This window comes from Anabaena sp. CA = ATCC 33047, assembly GCF_963870205.1.
GTDB lineage: Bacteria > Cyanobacteriota > Cyanobacteriia > Cyanobacteriales > Nostocaceae > Trichormus.
This window is the reverse complement of the sequence record NZ_CAWMSA010000045.1, coordinates 34,817-53,122: the sequence shown is the minus strand read 5'-3', so window position 1 is coordinate 53,122 and position 18,306 is coordinate 34,817. Positions and strand designations below refer to the sequence as shown.

The 18,306-nt window shown below is 42.3% G+C and carries 17 protein-coding genes; 11 read left to right on the top strand and 6 right to left on the bottom strand.

Going from position 1 to position 18,306, the window contains the following annotated elements:
• The first annotated feature begins 87 nt into the window (after positions 1-87).
• The 5 genes from upp (at position 88) to AACS98_RS14755 (ending at position 4,488) form a co-directional block, all read left to right on the top strand.
• Positions 88-723, top strand: a complete 636-nt coding sequence (gene upp / locus AACS98_RS14775) for a uracil phosphoribosyltransferase (RefSeq protein WP_066381130.1) — start codon at positions 88-90, stop codon at positions 721-723.
• A gap of 235 nt (positions 724-958) precedes the next feature.
• Positions 959-2,065: a D-alanine--D-alanine ligase family protein gene (locus tag AACS98_RS14770; protein WP_066381127.1), complete on the top strand. Its 1,107-nt coding sequence runs from the start codon at positions 959-961 to the stop codon at positions 2,063-2,065.
• A gap of 264 nt (positions 2,066-2,329) precedes the next feature.
• Positions 2,330-2,968 carry a hypothetical protein gene (locus AACS98_RS14765; RefSeq protein WP_066381125.1) on the top strand — a complete coding sequence of 213 codons (639 nt, stop codon included), beginning with the start codon at positions 2,330-2,332 and terminating at the stop codon, positions 2,966-2,968.
• 253 nt (positions 2,969-3,221) lie between these two features.
• Positions 3,222-3,659 carry a DUF6918 family protein gene (locus AACS98_RS14760; protein WP_066381123.1) on the top strand — a complete coding sequence of 146 codons (438 nt, stop codon included), beginning with the start codon at positions 3,222-3,224 and terminating at the stop codon, positions 3,657-3,659.
• A gap of 559 nt (positions 3,660-4,218) precedes the next feature.
• On the top strand, positions 4,219-4,488 hold the full coding sequence (locus tag AACS98_RS14755) for a hypothetical protein (protein ID WP_066381121.1): 270 nt from the start codon (positions 4,219-4,221) through the stop codon (positions 4,486-4,488).
• A 250-nt stretch (positions 4,489-4,738) separates the two neighbouring features.
• Here the strand turns inward: AACS98_RS14755 and miaB are convergent, their stop codons facing one another.
• Positions 4,739-6,103, bottom strand: coding sequence for a tRNA (N6-isopentenyl adenosine(37)-C2)-methylthiotransferase MiaB (gene miaB, locus AACS98_RS14750; RefSeq protein WP_066381119.1), 1,365 nt, complete (start codon positions 6,101-6,103; stop codon positions 4,739-4,741).
• A gap of 262 nt (positions 6,104-6,365) precedes the next feature.
• Between miaB and AACS98_RS14745 the strand changes: the two genes are divergently transcribed.
• Entirely contained in the window at positions 6,366-6,749 is a 384-nt protein-coding gene (locus tag AACS98_RS14745) for a hypothetical protein (RefSeq protein WP_066381117.1), read from the top strand.
• Entirely contained in the window at positions 6,746-7,159 is a 414-nt protein-coding gene (locus tag AACS98_RS14740; RefSeq protein WP_066381115.1) for an HNH endonuclease, read from the top strand. Before AACS98_RS14745 ends, AACS98_RS14740 begins: the two co-directional genes overlap by 4 nt.
• Before the next feature lie 115 nt (positions 7,160-7,274).
• Here the strand turns inward: AACS98_RS14740 and AACS98_RS14735 are convergent, their stop codons facing one another.
• Complete coding sequence (locus AACS98_RS14735) at positions 7,275-8,690, bottom strand: carotenoid oxygenase family protein (RefSeq protein ID WP_066381111.1); 1,416 nt, start codon at positions 8,688-8,690, stop codon at positions 7,275-7,277.
• Positions 8,691-9,018: 328 nt separating this feature from the next.
• On the opposite strand from AACS98_RS14735, the gene AACS98_RS14730 reads away from it, so the two are divergent.
• The gene (locus tag AACS98_RS14730; protein WP_369815993.1) at positions 9,019-10,305 is read left to right on the top strand and encodes an alkaline phosphatase; all 1,287 of its coding nucleotides are present in this window, start codon (positions 9,019-9,021) and stop codon (positions 10,303-10,305) included.
• A 188-nt stretch (positions 10,306-10,493) separates the two neighbouring features.
• Here the strand turns inward: AACS98_RS14730 and AACS98_RS14725 are convergent, their stop codons facing one another.
• Entirely contained in the window at positions 10,494-11,783 is a 1,290-nt protein-coding gene (locus AACS98_RS14725) for a hypothetical protein (protein WP_066381109.1), read from the bottom strand.
• A gap of 495 nt (positions 11,784-12,278) precedes the next feature.
• Here AACS98_RS14725 and AACS98_RS23625 point away from each other — a divergent pair, with 495 nt between their 5' ends.
• The 3 genes from AACS98_RS23625 (at position 12,279) to AACS98_RS14715 (ending at position 13,384) form a co-directional block, all read left to right on the top strand.
• On the top strand, positions 12,279-12,422 hold the full coding sequence (locus tag AACS98_RS23625) for a hypothetical protein (RefSeq protein ID WP_156481599.1): 144 nt from the start codon (positions 12,279-12,281) through the stop codon (positions 12,420-12,422).
• Positions 12,423-12,698: 276 nt separating this feature from the next.
• Positions 12,699-12,992, top strand: a complete 294-nt coding sequence (locus AACS98_RS14720; RefSeq protein WP_066381107.1) for a type II toxin-antitoxin system HigB family toxin — start codon at positions 12,699-12,701, stop codon at positions 12,990-12,992.
• 11 nt (positions 12,993-13,003) lie between these two features.
• Positions 13,004-13,384 (top strand): helix-turn-helix domain-containing protein, encoded by a 381-nt coding sequence (locus AACS98_RS14715; protein WP_066381103.1) that lies wholly within the window; start codon positions 13,004-13,006, stop codon positions 13,382-13,384.
• 66 nt (positions 13,385-13,450) lie between these two features.
• Here AACS98_RS14715 and AACS98_RS14710 read toward each other — a convergent pair whose 3' ends face one another.
• The 3 genes from AACS98_RS14710 to dnaG all read right to left on the bottom strand — a co-directional run bounded on the left by AACS98_RS14710 (position 13,451) and on the right by dnaG (position 18,141).
• Positions 13,451-14,593 (bottom strand): alanine--glyoxylate aminotransferase family protein, encoded by a 1,143-nt coding sequence (locus AACS98_RS14710; RefSeq protein ID WP_066381099.1) that lies wholly within the window; start codon positions 14,591-14,593, stop codon positions 13,451-13,453.
• Between the two features lie 281 nt (positions 14,594-14,874).
• Complete coding sequence (locus AACS98_RS14705; protein ID WP_066381098.1) at positions 14,875-16,098, bottom strand: restriction endonuclease subunit S; 1,224 nt, start codon at positions 16,096-16,098, stop codon at positions 14,875-14,877.
• Between the two features lie 129 nt (positions 16,099-16,227).
• Complete coding sequence (gene dnaG, locus AACS98_RS14700; RefSeq protein WP_066381096.1) at positions 16,228-18,141, bottom strand: DNA primase; 1,914 nt, start codon at positions 18,139-18,141, stop codon at positions 16,228-16,230.
• Positions 18,142-18,306 lie beyond the last annotated feature (165 nt).

The window sequence follows — 18,306 nt, the reverse complement described above, 5'->3', positions numbered from 1 at the left end:
CTAATGACTAATGACTAATGACTAATGACTAATGACTAATAACTAATGACTAATGACTAATGACTAATAACTAATAACTAATAACTAATGACTAATCAAGTAACAGTTATTGAACATCCGTTAATTCAGCATAAACTAACGCTGATGCGTAAGGCTGAAACTAGCACAAAGAAATTTCGTAACCTGCTGAAAGAAATTAGTTTACTTTTAGCTTATGAAGTGACGCGGGATATACCCCTGAAATATGAAGAAATTCAAACGCCCTTAGCCACAATGAATGCACCTGTATTAGCACCTGATAAAAAATTGGTGTTAGTTTCAGTCATGCGGGCAGGACAGGGAATTTTAGATGGGATGTTAGAGTTATTACCATCGGCAAGGGTAGGACACATTGGTTTATATCGTGATCCAAAGACTTTGATTCCGGTGGAATATTATTTTAAAGTTCCCCACGACGTTGAGCAGCGAGAGATGATTGTGGTAGATCCGATGTTGGCAACTGGTAATACTGCGATCGCAGCTGTAGAACGACTCAAATCAACCAATCCCTTATCAATTAAATTTGTCTGCTTACTCGCAGCACCAGAAGGAGTCAAGCATTTTTGTGAGGCGCATCCTGATGTTCCTCTCTACACTACAGCCATTGACGAATATTTAGACGAGTACGGCTACATCATCCCCGGTATGGGAGATGCTGGCGATCGCTTATTCGGCACGAAATAGGGCAGGGGAGCAGAGGAGCAGAGGAGCAGAGGAGCAGGGGAAGCAGGGGAAGCAGGGGAGCGGAGGAGCAGAGGAGATTTTTCCCCAGAAACTTTTGAATTTTGAATTTTGAATTTTGTAGGCGCAGCCTTCCCGCAGGGTATTTTGAATTGATTTGTCCCCAATCCCCAGTCCCCAATCCCCAATCCCTAAATGTGATACGCTATCTGCGTCAGGCGTGAAAAGGTACTAAAACATGACTAAACTGCGGGTGGGATTGTTATTTGGTGGTCGTTCTGGGGAACATGAAGTTTCTATAAAATCAGCACGGGCGATCGCTACAGCCCTCAGTGCCGAGGAAAATGTCAATAAATATGAAGTATTGCCTTTTTACATTCAAAAAGATGGGCGTTGGTTAGCGGGAGAAGTATCCCAACAGGTGCTGAAATCTGGTGTACCTTTATCCAACCCGCAAAACTCCACATCCTCAGAATCCAATGATTTATCTCACGCCCAACAACAAGCTTTAGAGCGTTGGCAATCACCCCCGCAAGTGGCGGAAGTAGATGTATGGTTTCCCATTCTACACGGCCCTAATGGTGAAGACGGCACAATTCAAGGGTTACTTACCTTGATGCAAGTGCCGTTTGTGGGTTCTGGTGTTTTAGGTTCGGCGATGGGGATGGATAAGATAGCCATGAAAATGGCCTTTGAGCAAGCCGGGATAGCGCAAGTCAAATACAAAGCCATAACCAGAGCGCAAGTATGGTCAAATCCCTGTGTATTTCCGAAATTGTGTGATGAAATCGAGGCAGCATTGGGCTATCCCTGTTTTGTCAAACCTGCTAACCTGGGTTCTTCGGTGGGGATTAGTAAAGCGCGATCGCGGCAAGAATTAGAACAGGCGTTAGATAATGCTGCTAGTTATGACCGTCGCATCATTGTAGAAGCCGGTGTTATTGCCAGAGAAGTCGAATGTGCCGTTTTAGGTAATGACCAGCCTCAAGCGTCTGTCGTTGGAGAGATTTCTTTCAACAGCGACTTCTATGATTATGAAACAAAATATACTCCTGGTAAAGCAGATTTACTGATTCCAGCCGTGATACCAGACGAAATCAGTCGTAAAATTCAGGACATGGCGTTGCAAGCCTTTGCAGCCGTGGATGCAGCCGGGTTAGCCAGAGTAGATTTTTTCTACGTAGAAGCTACAGGAGAAGTGTTGATTAATGAAATCAACACCCTACCAGGGTTCACCGCTACCAGTATGTATCCCCAACTCTGGAATCATAGCGGTATCCCCTTTCCCGAATTGGTGGATAGGTTGATTCAACTAGCATTAGAAAGACACAACACCAGTGAATAGCGACTGGGAGCAGGGGGAGCGGAGGGAGCAGGGGAAGAAAAACTAATGACTAATGACTAATGACTAATGACTAATAACTAATGACTAATGACTAATGACTATTTCCGTGAATCCCAAAAAGATTAATTTTAGGCAAAAAATCAAATTTTGTAGCTTATGTACCACAAAAAAGCTACTAGCTTCTCAAAATTGCCTACGGATACCTGTTAGCTGACCCGTTTAGTACAATCTAGGGACTAGAGGGGAAATAATCTGTAAGGGATCATGGAAAACAGTCAAAGCATACAGCATGAGCTAACCCAGGTACAAAGACCCAAAGCAGAGCCGAAAGAAAGTAGCTCAAATATTTTCATTACTCTGCTGACGCGTCATCCTTGGCTGTTATTAACCGGGTTATTTACAGCATTTTTGGGAACTTCTGCCCTTGCCCTGTATAACCTGACTCATGTGGGTGATGTGGAAAAATTAGACTCGGAACCAATTCCGGCTGTAGTGCAAGCACCAATTACAACCAACCCTGAAGGTAGCAATCCTACCAATCCTCTACCTTTATGGATGATAATGGCGATCGCCCTCTCTTGTAGCAGTGGTTGTTGGGTAATTTTGCGTTTAGTTAACCCGCCCAGCAAGCGGCAAAAACTGCAAAGAAAATACGCCCCTGCTGCTAGGGCTTCACAGCAATCCATCCGTCATCAAAGATTAGTGTCACAGACTCGCAAGCATCAACCAACTGTGGCACGAGTACAACCTTTGCAGCCCATTGCATCAAGGAAAGCTATCAACGAGCCTTTGGTGACAGTTTTGCCAGCAGAAAATAACTATATCATAGATAACAACAAAGAGTCTTTGGCAGACTTGATGGATATCCGTAGATATAATTCTTTGTCTACCTTTTTACAGTGATTTCAGGAGTAATTCAACCAGCAAAACCGGGGAATTTTCCAAATATTTCCCGGTTTTGCGTATTTTTGTACTATTTTGGTGTATAAGTGGAGAATAAAATTCACAAAAAAAACACAAAAGTCAAGCAAAAATACTGTTTTAGTGTAAATCTCTGAATTTTGACCCTCGCTCTGATACTATTTTCTGTAATTTCCTGCTACCAAGGAAAGTTGGTTGAATAAACATCCAGCACCGTGAAATTGAGGAGAGTGAAATGGCACTGAGCGACGGACTCTTAGACGCTAACAAAAGGGCAATGGTTGTAGATGACTGCTGCAATATGATAGACAATCAACTTGCTGCTAAGTCAGGTATTGGTGGGATGGCACTAAAAGCAGCCTTCGCAGCCTTAAAAGGAGTCAAGCCTGGGTATATTCCCTATGTTGTTGAGCAGTTGTTACCACAATGCTTTACGGCAATTGATCCCATTTGGAGTGAGGGCGTAAAAGAAGGTGATCCGGTCGAACATCTGATTTCCAAACGTTCTCTGACAGCAGATGCACTGCTGAGTGTCACAGATAAGCGGGTTCAGACTACTAAGCGTGCTATTGTACGTAGCACTTATGAAAAACTGCGCGGTTCAGCTAAACAACACGTAGAAGAAGCAGTACCAGACTTAGCCAAAGTAATTTCTAACTATACAAAAGCATAATTAACAAATAACAGGACAGTTGAGCATCACAGCCATCTGATAGTGATCAACATAGAAACTACTATCAAGTTTGCGCTGTGTTGACTCTCCAACTGTTATTCTTGATCATCGTTGCCAAAGGCAACACAAGGACTGTCAATTGGTTGTGACGGCTGGAATGAACTGCAAAAAACCACAGTATCACAGTTCACCCCGATTTCTTCAGGATGAATACACTCTATTCCGCCTTGCACCTGGAGATGAAAAGCACAGTCATAGCACATAGTCTGAGATAGCATTCTGGTAAACACTCCTTAGCTGATATCCCTAGGCGTTTTCGTCAAGTAGAGTAGCTTTGTTGTAATTCTTTATCTTAAATTTAAAAAATTTACAAGGAAAACACTACCTGTTTTTCATAGATTTGCTGTATCCTAGATTTCCTTGGGTATTTTTTCAACACTGACTTCATAAAAGTTTCTTACGGATCTATCTGATGATTCTTGAAGAATTTTATTATCTCTTCAAAAATCACTGTTGGGATTCTCTTTTTTCTGTCAATCTTTCACACTGAGAAAATCAAATGGATATAAGACTCATCAAAAAATCGGAAAAAATCCTGATGGAGAAGATGAAGATGATGGAGGAAGCCGAAGAGGAAAATCTTCTAGCTGCTTCTGTTGATGTTCCTGAGTCGGTTGTTGAAGAACAATCAAATTTATCTCTTGCCGCCAGCACACCAAATTATCTTCCCCAACAAGATTATCCTCTAGTTCAATCAGTTTGTAATTCTGGGTGGCAAGTTTCTGATATTTGGCGGGATATCAGATTAGATAACTTTTGTGATTATTAGTAATCTAAATTCACATATCCAAAAATGGGTTAATAAAATCATCAATGTGAGCCAACAAAAATCATTTTTGAAATCATGGTCTTGATGGCTGATTGCGTCTTGATCACAGATAATTATTTTTACTCATTTTTAACCATATCAAGAATTGCCTGGCTGTGAGTGTGAGAGTCTTTGCTTGTATCACTCACAGTAGGCGATCGCTTGTTTTTTTGGCTGTTTTATGATTGAGTAGGCGATACTCAATCCGTTTCTAAACTGAAATTGCTTCTCGCACTGCTACGGGTTCACCAGTCAAGCTAAAAGCGCGAACTTCGGTGATTTTCACCTTCACTAATTGCCCTTTTAGTTGATTGATATCACCTGTAAAAAATGTCAGACGATTTCCGCCTGTGCGTCCCATGACTTGGGTTGGATCTTTGGGGTTTTGGTCTTCTACCAAGACTTCCTCAATGCGTCCTTGGTAACGTTGCGATCGCTCGGCTGCTTTGATTGCCACTAAATGGTTTAATCTTTGTAGGCGATCGCTTTTCACTTCTTCACTTAACTGATTATCCCACAACGCCGCAGGTGTACCCGGACGGGGCGAATAAGCAGCAGTATTCAACTGATCAAAACCGATATCATCTACCAATTTCAACGTATTTTCAAACTGTGCTTCTGTCTCGCCAGGGAAACCGACGATAGCATCCGCACTAATCGACGCATCAGGCATATATTCCCGAATTTTGTCAATAATTCGCCGGTATTTTTCGTGAGTGTAACCCCGCGCCATTGCTTTTAAAATTTCGTTATCTCCAGACTGGAACGGAATATGGAAGTGTTCGCAGACTTTTGGCAATTCTGCACAAGCTTTAATTAATCTCTCCGTAAAATAACGAGGATGACTTGTAGCAAATCTTATGCGCTCAACTCCCGGTACATCATGCACATAATAGAGTAAATCTGTGAAGGTGTGCAGGTTTCGCCCTTCTGGAGTCACTCCGGGTAAATCGCGTCCGTAAGCGTCAATATTTTGACCAAGTAGCGTAATTTCTTTGTAACCTTGCCGTCCTAGCTGTTCCATTTCCGCGCGGATAGCTTCTGGTGTGCGGGACTGTTCCACCCCGCGCACGCTGGGGACTACGCAATAAGTACAGCGTTCATTACAGCCATAAATCACATTTACCCAAGCTGTGACAGTGCTATCTCGCCGGGCTTGGGTGATATCTTCCATAATGTGGACTGGCTCAGTTGCCACAACTTGATTACCAGAAAACACCGAATCTAGTAAATCTTTGAGACGGTTGGCGTGTTGTGGCCCCATAACCAAGTCTAACTCTGGGACTCGCCGTAGTAGGGCTTCGCCTTCTTGTTGGGCGACGCAACCAGCCACAACTAAAGTTAAATCTGGCTGTTCGTGTTTGCGCTTGGCTTGTCTGCCGAGGTAAGAATAGACTTTCTGCTCGGCATTATCCCGAATCGTACAGGTATTGTAGAGAATGACATCTGCATGGTTGGGATCTTCGGAAAACTCAAAGCCCATGTCTTCTAAGATGCCAGCCATGCGCTCTGAGTCGGCTTTATTCATTTGGCAACCAAAAGTAGTAATGTGATAGCGGCGTTTAGAAGTGGTCATGGGGAATTGCTGAGTTAGCGTGATGTTAAAGATGCTTTGTGTTCTTCTCTATTGTATTAGTGTATGCGAAATTCAACCGCATTGAGGAAGTGTTGTTTGACAACAAGCCGTCAGGAGATGCACAGCCAACAAGGTCAAACTCAGGAGTTGAGCAAATTGCCAGCAATGCCCACCCTACAAGAAACTTAAAAGCGAGGGGTTTCAACCTACCCTTTATAATTACGATATGAGGCAAGCCAGATAGAGCCGATTAACAATCACTATGGCACAATTAACTATTCAGATTTCTGATGAACTAGCTCAACGTTTAGAACCATTACAAAATAATTTACCTGAATTGCTTTGGCAACTGCTAGATATTGCTAATTCACCAATCAATAACCAGCCAATAGTCAAAGCTGAAAATCCAGATATTCCCCCAGTTTATCAAGAAGTTATTGATTTTTTAATTCAGCAACCAACCCCTGCACAAATTATTAATTTTAAGGTTTCTCCTCAAGCTCAAACACGTTTAGAAGAATTACTAGAAAAAAACCGTTATGCTACAATTGACCAGTCAGAATTAGCAGAATTAGATATTTATGAGCAATTAGATTTTATGATGGGTTTACTAAAATCAAGAGCTTATTCAGAATTAAGTAAATGAGTTCTAATTCAAGTAGGGGAGAACTACGTAAGCTGGTAATAGAGAGAGCTTCTGGACGTTGTGAATATTGTTTAATCAATCAAAAATTCTCAATCTACTCTCACGAAGTAGACCATATTATTGCTGTTAAACATGGAGGTGAAACTACGGCTGATAATTTGGCTCTTTCATGTTTATCTTGCAATCGTCATAAAGGCTCTGATTTCGCTACTATAGACCCAATTAATCAAGAAATTATTCCTTTATTTAATCCCCGTTCTCAGGTTTGGGATGAACATTTTTATATTGAAGGTGCAAGAATTTTAGGGAAAACTCAAGTTGCTCAAGGAACTGCAAGGTTACTTCAGTTTAATGTTCCTAGTCGTGTGCTGCAACGACAAGTTTTGATGAGTCAAGGACAATATCCATAGAGTTTAGGGACTTCTGATAAAAAAATATCCAAAATGTAGGGTGCGTCAGTACAAGAAACCTTAGCTATACCAAGAAAATATTGATACTGACGCACCCTAATAACTTACCTACTCACTATTTCAAGGGTTTCCAAGTGCCGTGGAAACTATGGGGGATGACGCTGGGTAATTGTAGTTTACAGACTGGTTCTTGGTCTAGGCGATCGCCTGCAAATATCCAAACTTCGCTACAATGGCGATTACCATCATAGACCACGGTTAACACCCAATCTTCTACAGGTATGGGTTCGGAAGGATAGCGATTTTCGCCCAAATTGGCTTCGATGAGAGTTTCCGTCTTGTGATCGAAACGAGCGATCGCGTTTAATATTTCTTGGCTGATATCTGTACCTTGGCGAAAACCCGACATATAGGTGTAACGCCACATTTGCCCAACCTTGGGCTGAGGTACATTCGGAAATTCACAATGTCTATCTAATAATTGTGCAATGGCTGTAACTTTACCAGTTTGGGGATTCAGCGTCACTCGTGACAGTGTACTCTCAGCCGGGGTATGAGTTTCACCTGTGGCTACTTCTTTGAGATATTGGTTAGTTTGAAAGTCTTGATAACGGGCGATATCGACAATTACCGCCCCAGTATCATCAACATAACCGTTACCGAAATGCCACTGATACCAAGGTTCTGTTTCTCCACGACTCACTAAAGATAAGGTTTCCCGCTCAATCACAATAATTTGAGTACCTAATTCTGGTTGCCATTTTAAACAATCACTATAGTCATCTATCCCTAACAATACAGGTAGCATATTTAACCGTACTGGTGGGATGAAAAATACTAAATACTTTCCGGCTAAGACAAAATCATGTACCAGTGGCACACCATTGAGTGGGTATGCAGCTTTTTGAATAATCTTACCTGTAGAGTTGCTTTTGTAAACATTCAGTGTGGCATTTATCCCCGGAGTGATACCAAAATTAAAAATTTCTCCAGTTTGCGGGTCTTGCTTATAATGTGCAGAATAGTTTAAGCCATTAGTTAAACCCTCTAAACTGTCTTCTCCCCAAGTTTCTAAAGTTTGCAAATCTAAAGCATGGGGTTTACCACCTTCCCATAATGCCAAGAGTTTATCAGGTAACACTAAGACTGAAGTATTAGCAGCATTCTTGACTGGTTTGAGCCATTGATTCCAAATCGCACCGGGGGCAGTCATGCCATAATTACCGTAGAGAAATTTCCCGGTGGCGGTTTCTTGTTGGTAGCCAGTAGTCTGCACATAACGATAAACTGCACTAGCACCTGCATCAGTAAAATGGACAGCCAAAATTGCTCCATCCCCATCAAACCAATGTCCGACGCGCATACCACCCCGTTCTAGTCTGGCTGGGCCATTGCGGTAGAGTGTACCACGTAAACCTTCAGGAATTTTACCGGAGATAACAGGCAGTTGGGTAAGAGGAAATTCTTTTGCAGGTTCAGCTACTGCACCTGACCAGGCTTTTTTTGTTGACTTTTGCGCGACTGTGTGCATATAAATATTTTGGTATCAATCCTCAGTTTCAAGTCCATAGTACAGCTAATAAGTTTGGTGACTGGGGACTGGGGGAGATGAGGGAGATGAGGGAGATGAGGGAGCAGGGGAGCAGGGGAGGCAGGGGGAGAAAAACTAATGACTAATGACTAATGACTAACGACTAATGACTAATGACTAATGACTAATGACTAATGACTAATGACTAACGACTAATGACTAATGACTAATGACTAATGACTAATGACTAATGACTAACGACTAATGACTAATAACTATGCTTAAGCTAATTAATCACAAGATAATTGTTATTGCAATTGTGGCTGTAATGCTTACCTTAATCTTTACACCACAGTTATCAGCTAGCACTTCCCGCCCTGGTAATGTGATATTTATTCATCCTGATGGTACAAGTGCGGCGCATTGGGGTGCGGCGAGAATGCTTTATCAAGGGCCGGATGGAAGACTGAATTGGGATAAGATGTCTAACCTGGGTGTCTATTTGGGACATATCAAAAATCAATTGACGGCGACTTCTAACGGTGGTGCGGTAATTCACGCTACGGGGGTGAAGGTAAATGCTGACTCTTTTGGGTTGGATGAAACTGGTAAACCTGTGGTGGCGTTGTCTGGAAAACCACAGACAATTATGGAGGAAGCGATCGCCGCAGGTAAGGCAACTGCTATCATCAATTCTGGGATGATACACGAACCAGGAACGGCGGCGTTTGTCGCTAAGTCACCCAGTCGTCGCAACTTTGCAGACATCACTAAACAGGTAGTTGAGTCTGGTGCAGATGTGATTTTAGGCGGTGGTGAAATGTGGTATCTTCCCAAAGGCACAGCCGGCAGACACAGCACCGCCCAACAAAGTCAACGCACCGATGGCGTTAATTTGGTAAAGTTGGCAAAACAGAAGGGTTACACTGTGGTTTACACCCGTGATGAACTGCTGAAATTACCCACCAACACCAAAAAAGTTTTAGGAATTTTTGCCGCCGATGACACCTACAACGACACCACAGAGGAGAATTTAAAACAGCAGGGTTTACCGTTGTATGTGCAGAGTGCGCCGACAGTCGCCGAACAGTTACAAGTGACTTTAAGACTGTTGTCTGCAAGGCGCAATGGTTTTTTAATTGTGTTGGAAGAAGAGGGTAGTGATAATTTCTGTAACTTTAATAATGCTGTTGGTTGTTTAGAAGCAATCAAACGTGCTGATGATGCGGTGGGGGTGGCGATGAATTTTATTCAGCAAAACCCTAACACCTTGTTAGTCACCGCCGCCGATAGTGATGCAGGTGGTTTAGAAGTGGTGGGAGTCACAGAGAAAGATTTTCCTTTTGACAAACCTTTACCAGAAAGAGGCAAGAATGGCGCACCGTGGGATGGTAAAGATGGAACTGGTAGCTTACCGTTTATTGCGGCACCAGATAAACAAGGAAAACGCTTTCCGTTTGCGATCGCCTGGTCTGGTTTCGGCGATAATACAGGAGCAATCATCGCTAAGGCGCATGGGATGAATGCTCAACTCTTGCCTACGACAGTCGATAATACTGACATTTATCGTCTGATGTACCGCACCCTCTTTGGTAAACAGCTAACAAACCACTAGAAAAATTAGCTTGGTTGTAGTTGTTGGCGTGGCAAGGCTCAAATAATGCAAAAATATAGTTCTTGTGGTGCAGGCTAGAAGCCTGCACCGGATGGGCTAGAGAGCTTATCCCACAAGAGAGTTTTAATGCAACATTTAAGGCTTGCCAAGCTACTACACTGTTCCCCGTTCCTCGTTCCCCACGAAATTCAGCCTTGAGGATGCCAATTAGCGATATGGTTGGCATGGGTGGGCAAATATGCACCGGGTTTGTAGAACTTGTCATAAAACTCCAAGTCTAGATGATGCGCTTGGAGATAAGTAATTACGAAAATTGAAGGAACTGTTCCAGGGAATTTACCAAAGGTGTCATAAACATATTGAGCTTGTAAAGCTACACATTCCCGAAATTCTTCGCTATGGACTTGAGCAGCCGATCGCACTTTGGCGGTATCTTGCCAAGGGCCTGGTGTATCATGATGGAACGGCCCACCAAGATTAAATTTGCGATCGCATAATGCTTCTACTGCTGCACGCATATCAGGATAATGGGGCGGACAAAATCCTTCTAATACTCCTGTCAATCCTGTAGGATTGGGATAAGGCCAACGCTCATCAGTATCATATCTAAATCCTAACCCCGGCACTGTTGCATCACCACTAGCCCCCAGCAAGGCAAAAGGATCAACCCCGTTAAACATCCATCCACCTAGTCCCATCGCTTGCAACATCAGTGTTCCCGCGTAACAGCTTGTAGCTAATTCTGCTGTGAGTTCAGCCATAGACCACTGTTCGAGAAACGTTAAGGGTAGGGGATTATCGACATCGGCTAGCTGACGGTACTTATCTAGTCCGGGTATAGATTTACCATTGATATCATCACGAAAAACTACACCATTTTGCAGGTAATAGCACATTCCCGCAAGGGTATGTTGTGCTAAATCACCCACAGGAATGACTAGGAGGGTACCAGGATGATTCACTACCCAAGTGTTGTGGGGTTCTACATAAGGTACTTGTGGCGGTAAGCCTAAACGCCCATCTTGGATTTTTTTGATTTGACTCTTGAGGGTATCAACCACTTGTTCTAAATCAAGGAAACCATCTTCATCTCGTTCAGCACAAGCCGGCGCATCACGATTTTCTAAGACATACACCCCTTCGTCATCAGTAAAGAAAGTCTGACTACAATGAAAACCAGCCGCCGAGGGAAATGTGCGCCCGCTAGCCGCACCTGCATAATTAGAAAGGTAAGGCGCATATCTCTGGGCGCGATAAATCATATTGTGCCAGCTAGTATTACCGCCGCAAGCCGTCACCACAAGTAACTTCTCTAATTCCGACAGAGGTAAAACTTGACTACGAGATTTGTAAGCAAATACCCCATCTGGAATTTCTGCACCCATAAAAAAGCGTCGAGAACGGCGACCTAATAAAGCGGCTATTAAACTAAAATTTGGTAAATCTTGAAAACCTGAAGGTATATTGATTTTCTCCATAATATTTTTTTATGGCTTGATTAAACTGAAAATATAGCTGTTCAATTCTTTATTTTCCAGTTAAACAAGACCACAGCCATACTAAAGTTATAAAAAATTCTTAACTATCAACTTTATGTTACATAAAAGCTGAAAATTGAAAATTAATTTATATAAATACTTCTTTTGGATATTGACAAAAAACAACAGATATTATGTGAGACTCTAAAAAGATAGAGAATGATTAAATTACCAGACATAATTATCCTAATTCTGTCTCTATTCTTGTAGCATGAGTCTTGATTTTATTGATCTAATTGCTAACAATAAATGATAGCGGCTGGATAGGTCGTTTCAGCTTCCAGACTGGTGAGTGCCGACACTGCCAGCAGGAAGCAAGCAGAAGGTGTTAACAATTGTTAGCACTGTTGGATCTGATATAACAATCTCATAGTCAATGTTGATCATTTGACCCTTCTACCCTCAGTCCGCGCAAGCGGACTTTTTTGTGAGACAATGCTATTGTTGAACAGCGCGATCGCCTGCAATTTTATGGATAACGATTTACTAGCGTTTTTCGCTGGTGTTAGTATTTTAATTATCTATCTCATCTTTTCGGCGTTAACCGAAATGGGTACTAAACTACCTGGGAAGAAATAAGTTTTTCACACTCAACAGCTAGCCAATGTCAGAACCAAAAAACAACATCATTAAAATTGAACCAGCAACTCTAGTTTTAATTATTTCCGGGTTGATTCTCTTACCCTTGCTATTTGCCGGCTTTTTCTTGCAATAACATCTGATTGTGTGATATCTTGCGCTATCCCCAATCAGCGTCAGGTGGGCATTGCTGACAACATTAATTTTTGGGTGTTAGCAATTTTCTAGCAATGCCCACCCTACATACATTTTCTACTACAATAACATCATACTGGTATGCGAATCATTGCCCGTAGCACTTTACGGGAATTTTGGGAAATACATCCCAATGCCGAACAGTCACTTAAAGCTTGGTATGATGAAGCTTCTCGTGCAGAATGGAATAGTCCCACAGATATCAAAACTATCTATCGCAACGCCAGTATTATAGCTAATAATCGTGTTGTTTTGAATATCAAAGGCAATGATTACCACTTAGTTGTTCACGTTCGTTATGACATTAAGATTATTTTTATCCGCTTTGTAGGAACGCACTCGGAATACGATAACGTAGACGCGACAACAATTTGAGGTAAGATAATATGCTGGAAACCCGTCCCATCCGCACTGAAGCTGATTATCGTGCTGCGCTTGATGAAATTGCCAGATTATTTGATGCAGCACCTAATACTCCAGAGTGCGATCGCTTAGAAGTTTTAACGACGCTGGTGGAAGCATACGAACAACAACATTATCCCATCACAGCACCAGATCCAATAGAAGCAATTTTATATTATCTTGAATCTCGTGGGCTATCTTGTCAGGATTTAGAATCTGTGATTGGGAGTCGTGAACAAGTTAGTGCCGTTTTGAATCGTCAGCAAGCACTAACACTAGAGATGATTCGACGTATATATCAAAAATTCGGAATTCCGGCTGAGGTTTTGATTCAACCCTATTCTCTCATGAAAAACTCAGCTTGAACTTGTATCACCTTGTAGAGACGTTGCATATAACGTCTCTACACAGTGTTAATTAGCGAAAAACTGTTATAAAACCTGCTGTAATGCGGTGATGAGTCTGTCAACGTTTTCCGGGCGACTGTTGTAACCCATTAACCCGACACGCCAAACTTTCCCCGCTAATTCACCTAAACCACCACCGACTTCAATACCATGTTCTATGAGTAGTTGACGTGCAACGGCTTTTCCATCTACACCCGCCGGAATGCAAACTGTAGTTAAAGTAGGTAAGCGGTACTCTTTTTCTACGTGCAGACTTAAGCCTATCTCTTCTAAGCGTTGCCACAAATATTCTACGTTCTTTTGGTGGCGTTGCCAGCAGTTAGCTAATCCTTCTTCGGCAATTAAACGCAATGCTTCCCGCAATCCATAATATAAGTTTATCGGGGCTGTGTGATGATAAACTCGTTCACTCCCCCAATATTTACCTAACAAATTCATATCTAAATACCAGTTTGCTACCTTGGTGCGGCGGTTTTGCAATTTCTCCATCGCGCGGGAACTCATGGTAAAAGGAGAAGCACCAGGGGAACATCCTAAACCTTTTTGGCTGCAACTGTAAGCTAAGTCTACTCCCCAAGCATCTAAAAATATGGGGACACCTCCTAAACTGGTAACTGTATCTACGAGTAGCAAAGTCCCGAATTCACGACAGAGTTCACCGACTCCTTCTAATGGTTGACGCGCACCTGTGGATGTTTCTGCATGAACTAAGGCGAGAATTGCTGGACGATGGGTTTCTAAAGCGGTGCGGAGTTCTGCTAATGTAAATACTTGTCCCCAAGGTTTGGTAATGGTGCGGACATCTGCGCCGTATCTTCCCGCCATATCCACAAGACGATTACCAAAATAACCCATGACACCAATTAATACCACGTCACCGGGTTCTACTGCATTGGCAATTGTCGCTTCCATTGCTGCTGAACCTGTACCACTGACTGCTATGGTGTGGGGGTTGTCGGTTTGCCAAACGTAGCGCAGTAAGGATTGAATTTCATCCATCAGTGCTAAGAAAGCCGGATCAAGATGTCCGACTGGGGCGGTGTTCATGGCTTGCAATACGTCCGGGTGTGCATTGCAAGGCCCTGGCCCTAATAGTAACCGGGTGGGAATGTCTAGGGGTTGGAGTTGTAAGCGTTGATTATCATTTATGGAAATTGTCTGAGTCATAATTTTCGCGTATATTATCCTTATACCAATTTTCTCTGAAGTTGCACCACATAAATGATGTAGAGACGTTATATGCAACGTCTCTACAGTAATAAATAGTCTTACCCCTGTTTTTCAATAACTCCAAATTCTCTCAAACCTAACCCCCCCAGCCCCCCTTCCCTACATTCGCGCAGCGTGCCGCAAGGCAGGGAATGGGGGTTGTAGAGACGTTGCATGCAACGTCTCTACATTTGTAGGGGAGAGGTACCCTACGGGAAGCAAGCTATGGAGAGGGGTTTTCACAGTTCCCCCCGGAAGGCTTTTTGTAGTAAGGAGTTGAATAGGTTTTGCTCATCGTTGATCATCAGTTTTTGTTGTACACTCATCACATAGCGAAGAAGCTTCTCAAAATTATCTTGAATAGGTTTCGGTGGTAAAGGAACAAGAATTTGCATTACTTCGTCTTGTCCAATAGTTGACATTGTTACTGTATTGGCTCGTGTTATTAGATGTTTTCGAGGGCCTGGTTGACGAAGTAGGTAGTTCAAGAAGATGCTATTTACCCTACATTGGTCAGGACTAACTCTAATAGTGTGACACTCAAATAGTGCTGAATAATCATCTCCATCAAAAACATTGTTGTAGCCAATCCCTTCAAGTTTGAGCGAAGAACGGCAGAAGAGGATGTCACCTTTCTTTAAACCAAAATTTTTGATTTCTTTATCAGTGGGATCAAGAGTTCTGCTGTTTGTGCAATCTATGATGTGACCGCTAAAAAGTTCTTTGACCCAAACAACTGGAATATTGCCACTATACTCATCATTTTTCCTGAACACCCCATTATTAGGTTTACCAACAATAAGATCGCTCAGTTTACGAACCTCCCACCCTTTGGGATTTGTCACAGGATCGCCGAACATCTCCAAGAAGGCCGATCGCAATAATTCCTCTGTGAGTGCGATCGCTTGTTTGCGTTTCCGGCGAACATCATCAGCCTTATCGAGAATTGCAGCAATGCGACGCTGTTCTTCTAGTGGCGGTAAAGGAATTTTTATTCCTTTTAGATCCCGAATAGGTAACTGAGGTTGTGCAGTTCCAGACGTTAAAGAATTTACTTGTTCACCGAATTTTGGAGAGCGGAGAAAGAAATATAAAAACTCAGGGAGCAACTTTTCAGTGTTAGGTCTGATAATAACCATTCCAGAGTTTATTCTCATTACTGAGTACGGAATTGTGTCATCAACCCAAGCTGTGTTTCCAACAGTTCCTCGTGTGGTAAGTAAAACATCTCCTTTTTGAAGTCGTCCTTTCCTTAAAGCGGCATCCCGCTCTCTGCTGATAAAGTTACACTCTGAAAAGTTAAATCCTGAACTTGTAACATTACCTGTGTTTAAGAAAAGGCAATAGCCAGAGTTACTAAAGTCACTTTGTTTAGGATAATTTTTACCTCTATCCCCATCAATAATTTCTAACGGAGCTTTCTCAAATTCTGTTTCAATCCAACGTGCATAAGCCAAGTTCATCTCAGCCACCCCTCTAACACAAAGAAACCCACTGGAAACACATCCTCAAAAACTCGCAACATCTAAAAAAATCCCCTCCGCGCCTCTGCGCCTCTGCGTGAGAAAAAAACAGATATCAATTAATCAGATTTAAACCAAATCAGTGAGTGAGAATTTACGCTGTTCGTCTAACTCCTGAAGCTTCAACTTTTCCGCATAAAAAGCTTTATAATAGGACTCCCATTTTTCCGGTTCAGCCTCGTGATCAGTTTCTTGCCACAGTTCCAAAAAGTGACGATAACGTTTTTCTGTTAACACCCTTTGCATACAAGCCAGGGCAGCTTGCACAACTTGAGGAGTCCGAATCAATTCTTTTTTATTTATCTCATTCAAATGCAACAGATGAGAAATTAAGCTGACATCTTCACCTAATTCTAAATATCTATCTTGTAACTTCGATATTAAATCAACTTCCACCTCTATCAACTCTAAAATCTGACTCCACAAAAAACGATGATGAGAAAGACTAAACTCTAAACACCGTTCTTCTAACTCAGCAATAATCACTTGACGCTGTTCCCGACAATGTAAATAAATCCGCAGTAACAAAGCCTCAGCTTGTTCCAGAAGACTTTTTTCTGTGGTGGGAATTTGGGAAACTTTTCTAGTATTATCGCTTCTCTTGATAGGTACAGGCTGAGAATATGTAGCCGCAGTTGGAGCGATTTGAGTTAAGAGATTTTCGACTCTTAAAGGTGTGAGTCGCGCATCGCCTAAACTGAGGATTTCCGCACAATAAGAAACATAATAATTGCGTGTATCGCTATTAACTATATTTTTGAGTAACTTAACTATTTCTTGTGTAACTTGTTGAAAATCTGTAGCCTGTTTTAAATTCCGGTCTTTGAGAATTTGCTGAATCTGCCAATCTATCCACAAAGGCGCATTTGCTAATAATTGGTCATAATCTTCTCGACTATGAGAACGCAAAAACTCATCCGCATCTTTGCCATCGGGAATATTAAGAATTTTGAGTTTAACTTCACCTCTATAAGCTAAATCAGCGATTTCCCCAATTGCCCTTGATGCGGCGTTAGTTCCGGCTTTATCAGCATCAAAATTGAGAACCAATTGTTTAGAGTCAGTGTAACGTAACATCAGCCTGACTTGTTCCAAACTCAACGCCGTACCAAGGGAAGCAACAGCATTATTAATACCCGCCGCATGGAGAGCGATCGCATCAAAATATCCTTCTACAACCACCACTTGATCGAGTTGAGAAATCCCGGCTTTAGCTTCATCTAATGCAAATAAAGTTTTACCCTTATTAAATAATTCCGTATCTGGTGAATTCAAATATTTCGGTTGTTCATCAGTTAAAGTTCTACCACCAAAGCCAATAACTCGCCCTTGTACATCACGAATAGGAATCATCAAGCGATCGCGGAATACATCATAATATCCGTTTCCTTCCTTGCGCGGTTTAATCAATCCCGCCTTTTCCACCAACTGCACCGGGTAATGCTTATCCTCTACCAAATAGCGGTGGAGAGTTTCCCAACCTGGGGGCGCATAACCCAAACCAAACTGCTGGATAGTAGCTTCATTGAGGAGGCGATCGCTTCGTAAATATTGCATCGCCCCTTGCCCTTGGGATTGGCGCAAAGCGTGTTGATAAAACTGAGCCGCCGAAGCCAGAACCTCATATAATTGTTCTCGTAGAGACAACTGACGCTGTAACTCTTGACGTTGTTCTGGTGCAAGAGTTTGCACAGGGATTTGATAACGCCGTGCTAAATCTAACACCACCTCAGCGAAAGATTGCTTACCCAAATCCATCAAAAATTTAATTGCATTCCCCCCAGCTAAACAGCCGAAGCAATAATACATTTGCTTATTGGGGCTAACCGTGAAACTAGGACTTTTTTCATCATGGAAAGGACACAACCCCACAAAATCCTTACCACGCCTACGCAAAACTACGTAGTTTGATACCACATCGACAATATCAACACGCTGTTTAACTTCTTCAATTGTGTCTGGGTGCAAGCGAGGAATTTGCATATTAGTCATTAGTCATTAGTTATTAGTCATTAGTCATTAGTCATTAGTTTTTCTCCCCTGCCTCCCCTGCCTCCCCTGCCTCCCCTGCCCTCATCCTTCCTTAAGACATTGGGAGAAATAGCAAAAAATCAATGTTGAATCGCTCCTGATGGATATTATATTGTT

What these genes read in the sequence shown, in the direction of transcription:
- upp (WP_066381130.1), top strand. Translation starts at nt 88, where the DNA reads ATGACTAATCAAGTAACAGTTATTGAACATCCGTTAATTCAGCATAAA.
- AACS98_RS14770 (WP_066381127.1), top strand. Translation starts at nt 959, where the DNA reads ATGACTAAACTGCGGGTGGGATTGTTATTTGGTGGTCGTTCTGGGGAA.
- AACS98_RS14765 (WP_066381125.1), top strand. Translation starts at nt 2,330, where the DNA reads ATGGAAAACAGTCAAAGCATACAGCATGAGCTAACCCAGGTACAAAGA.
- AACS98_RS14760 (WP_066381123.1), top strand. Translation starts at nt 3,222, where the DNA reads ATGGCACTGAGCGACGGACTCTTAGACGCTAACAAAAGGGCAATGGTT.
- AACS98_RS14755 (WP_066381121.1), top strand. Translation starts at nt 4,219, where the DNA reads ATGGATATAAGACTCATCAAAAAATCGGAAAAAATCCTGATGGAGAAG.
- miaB (WP_066381119.1), bottom strand. Translation starts at nt 6,103, where the DNA reads ATGACCACTTCTAAACGCCGCTATCACATTACTACTTTTGGTTGCCAA.
- AACS98_RS14745 (WP_066381117.1), top strand. Translation starts at nt 6,366, where the DNA reads ATGGCACAATTAACTATTCAGATTTCTGATGAACTAGCTCAACGTTTA.
- AACS98_RS14740 (WP_066381115.1), top strand. Translation starts at nt 6,746, where the DNA reads ATGAGTTCTAATTCAAGTAGGGGAGAACTACGTAAGCTGGTAATAGAG.
- AACS98_RS14735 (WP_066381111.1), bottom strand. Translation starts at nt 8,690, where the DNA reads ATGCACACAGTCGCGCAAAAGTCAACAAAAAAAGCCTGGTCAGGTGCA.
- AACS98_RS14730 (WP_369815993.1), top strand. Translation starts at nt 9,019, where the DNA reads ATGCTTACCTTAATCTTTACACCACAGTTATCAGCTAGCACTTCCCGC.
- AACS98_RS14725 (WP_066381109.1), bottom strand. Translation starts at nt 11,783, where the DNA reads ATGGAGAAAATCAATATACCTTCAGGTTTTCAAGATTTACCAAATTTT.
- AACS98_RS23625 (WP_156481599.1), top strand. Translation starts at nt 12,279, where the DNA reads ATGCTATTGTTGAACAGCGCGATCGCCTGCAATTTTATGGATAACGAT.
- AACS98_RS14720 (WP_066381107.1), top strand. Translation starts at nt 12,699, where the DNA reads ATGCGAATCATTGCCCGTAGCACTTTACGGGAATTTTGGGAAATACAT.
- AACS98_RS14715 (WP_066381103.1), top strand. Translation starts at nt 13,004, where the DNA reads ATGCTGGAAACCCGTCCCATCCGCACTGAAGCTGATTATCGTGCTGCG.
- AACS98_RS14710 (WP_066381099.1), bottom strand. Translation starts at nt 14,593, where the DNA reads ATGACTCAGACAATTTCCATAAATGATAATCAACGCTTACAACTCCAA.
- AACS98_RS14705 (WP_066381098.1), bottom strand. Translation starts at nt 16,098, where the DNA reads ATGAACTTGGCTTATGCACGTTGGATTGAAACAGAATTTGAGAAAGCT.
- dnaG (WP_066381096.1), bottom strand. Translation starts at nt 18,141, where the DNA reads ATGCAAATTCCTCGCTTGCACCCAGACACAATTGAAGAAGTTAAACAG.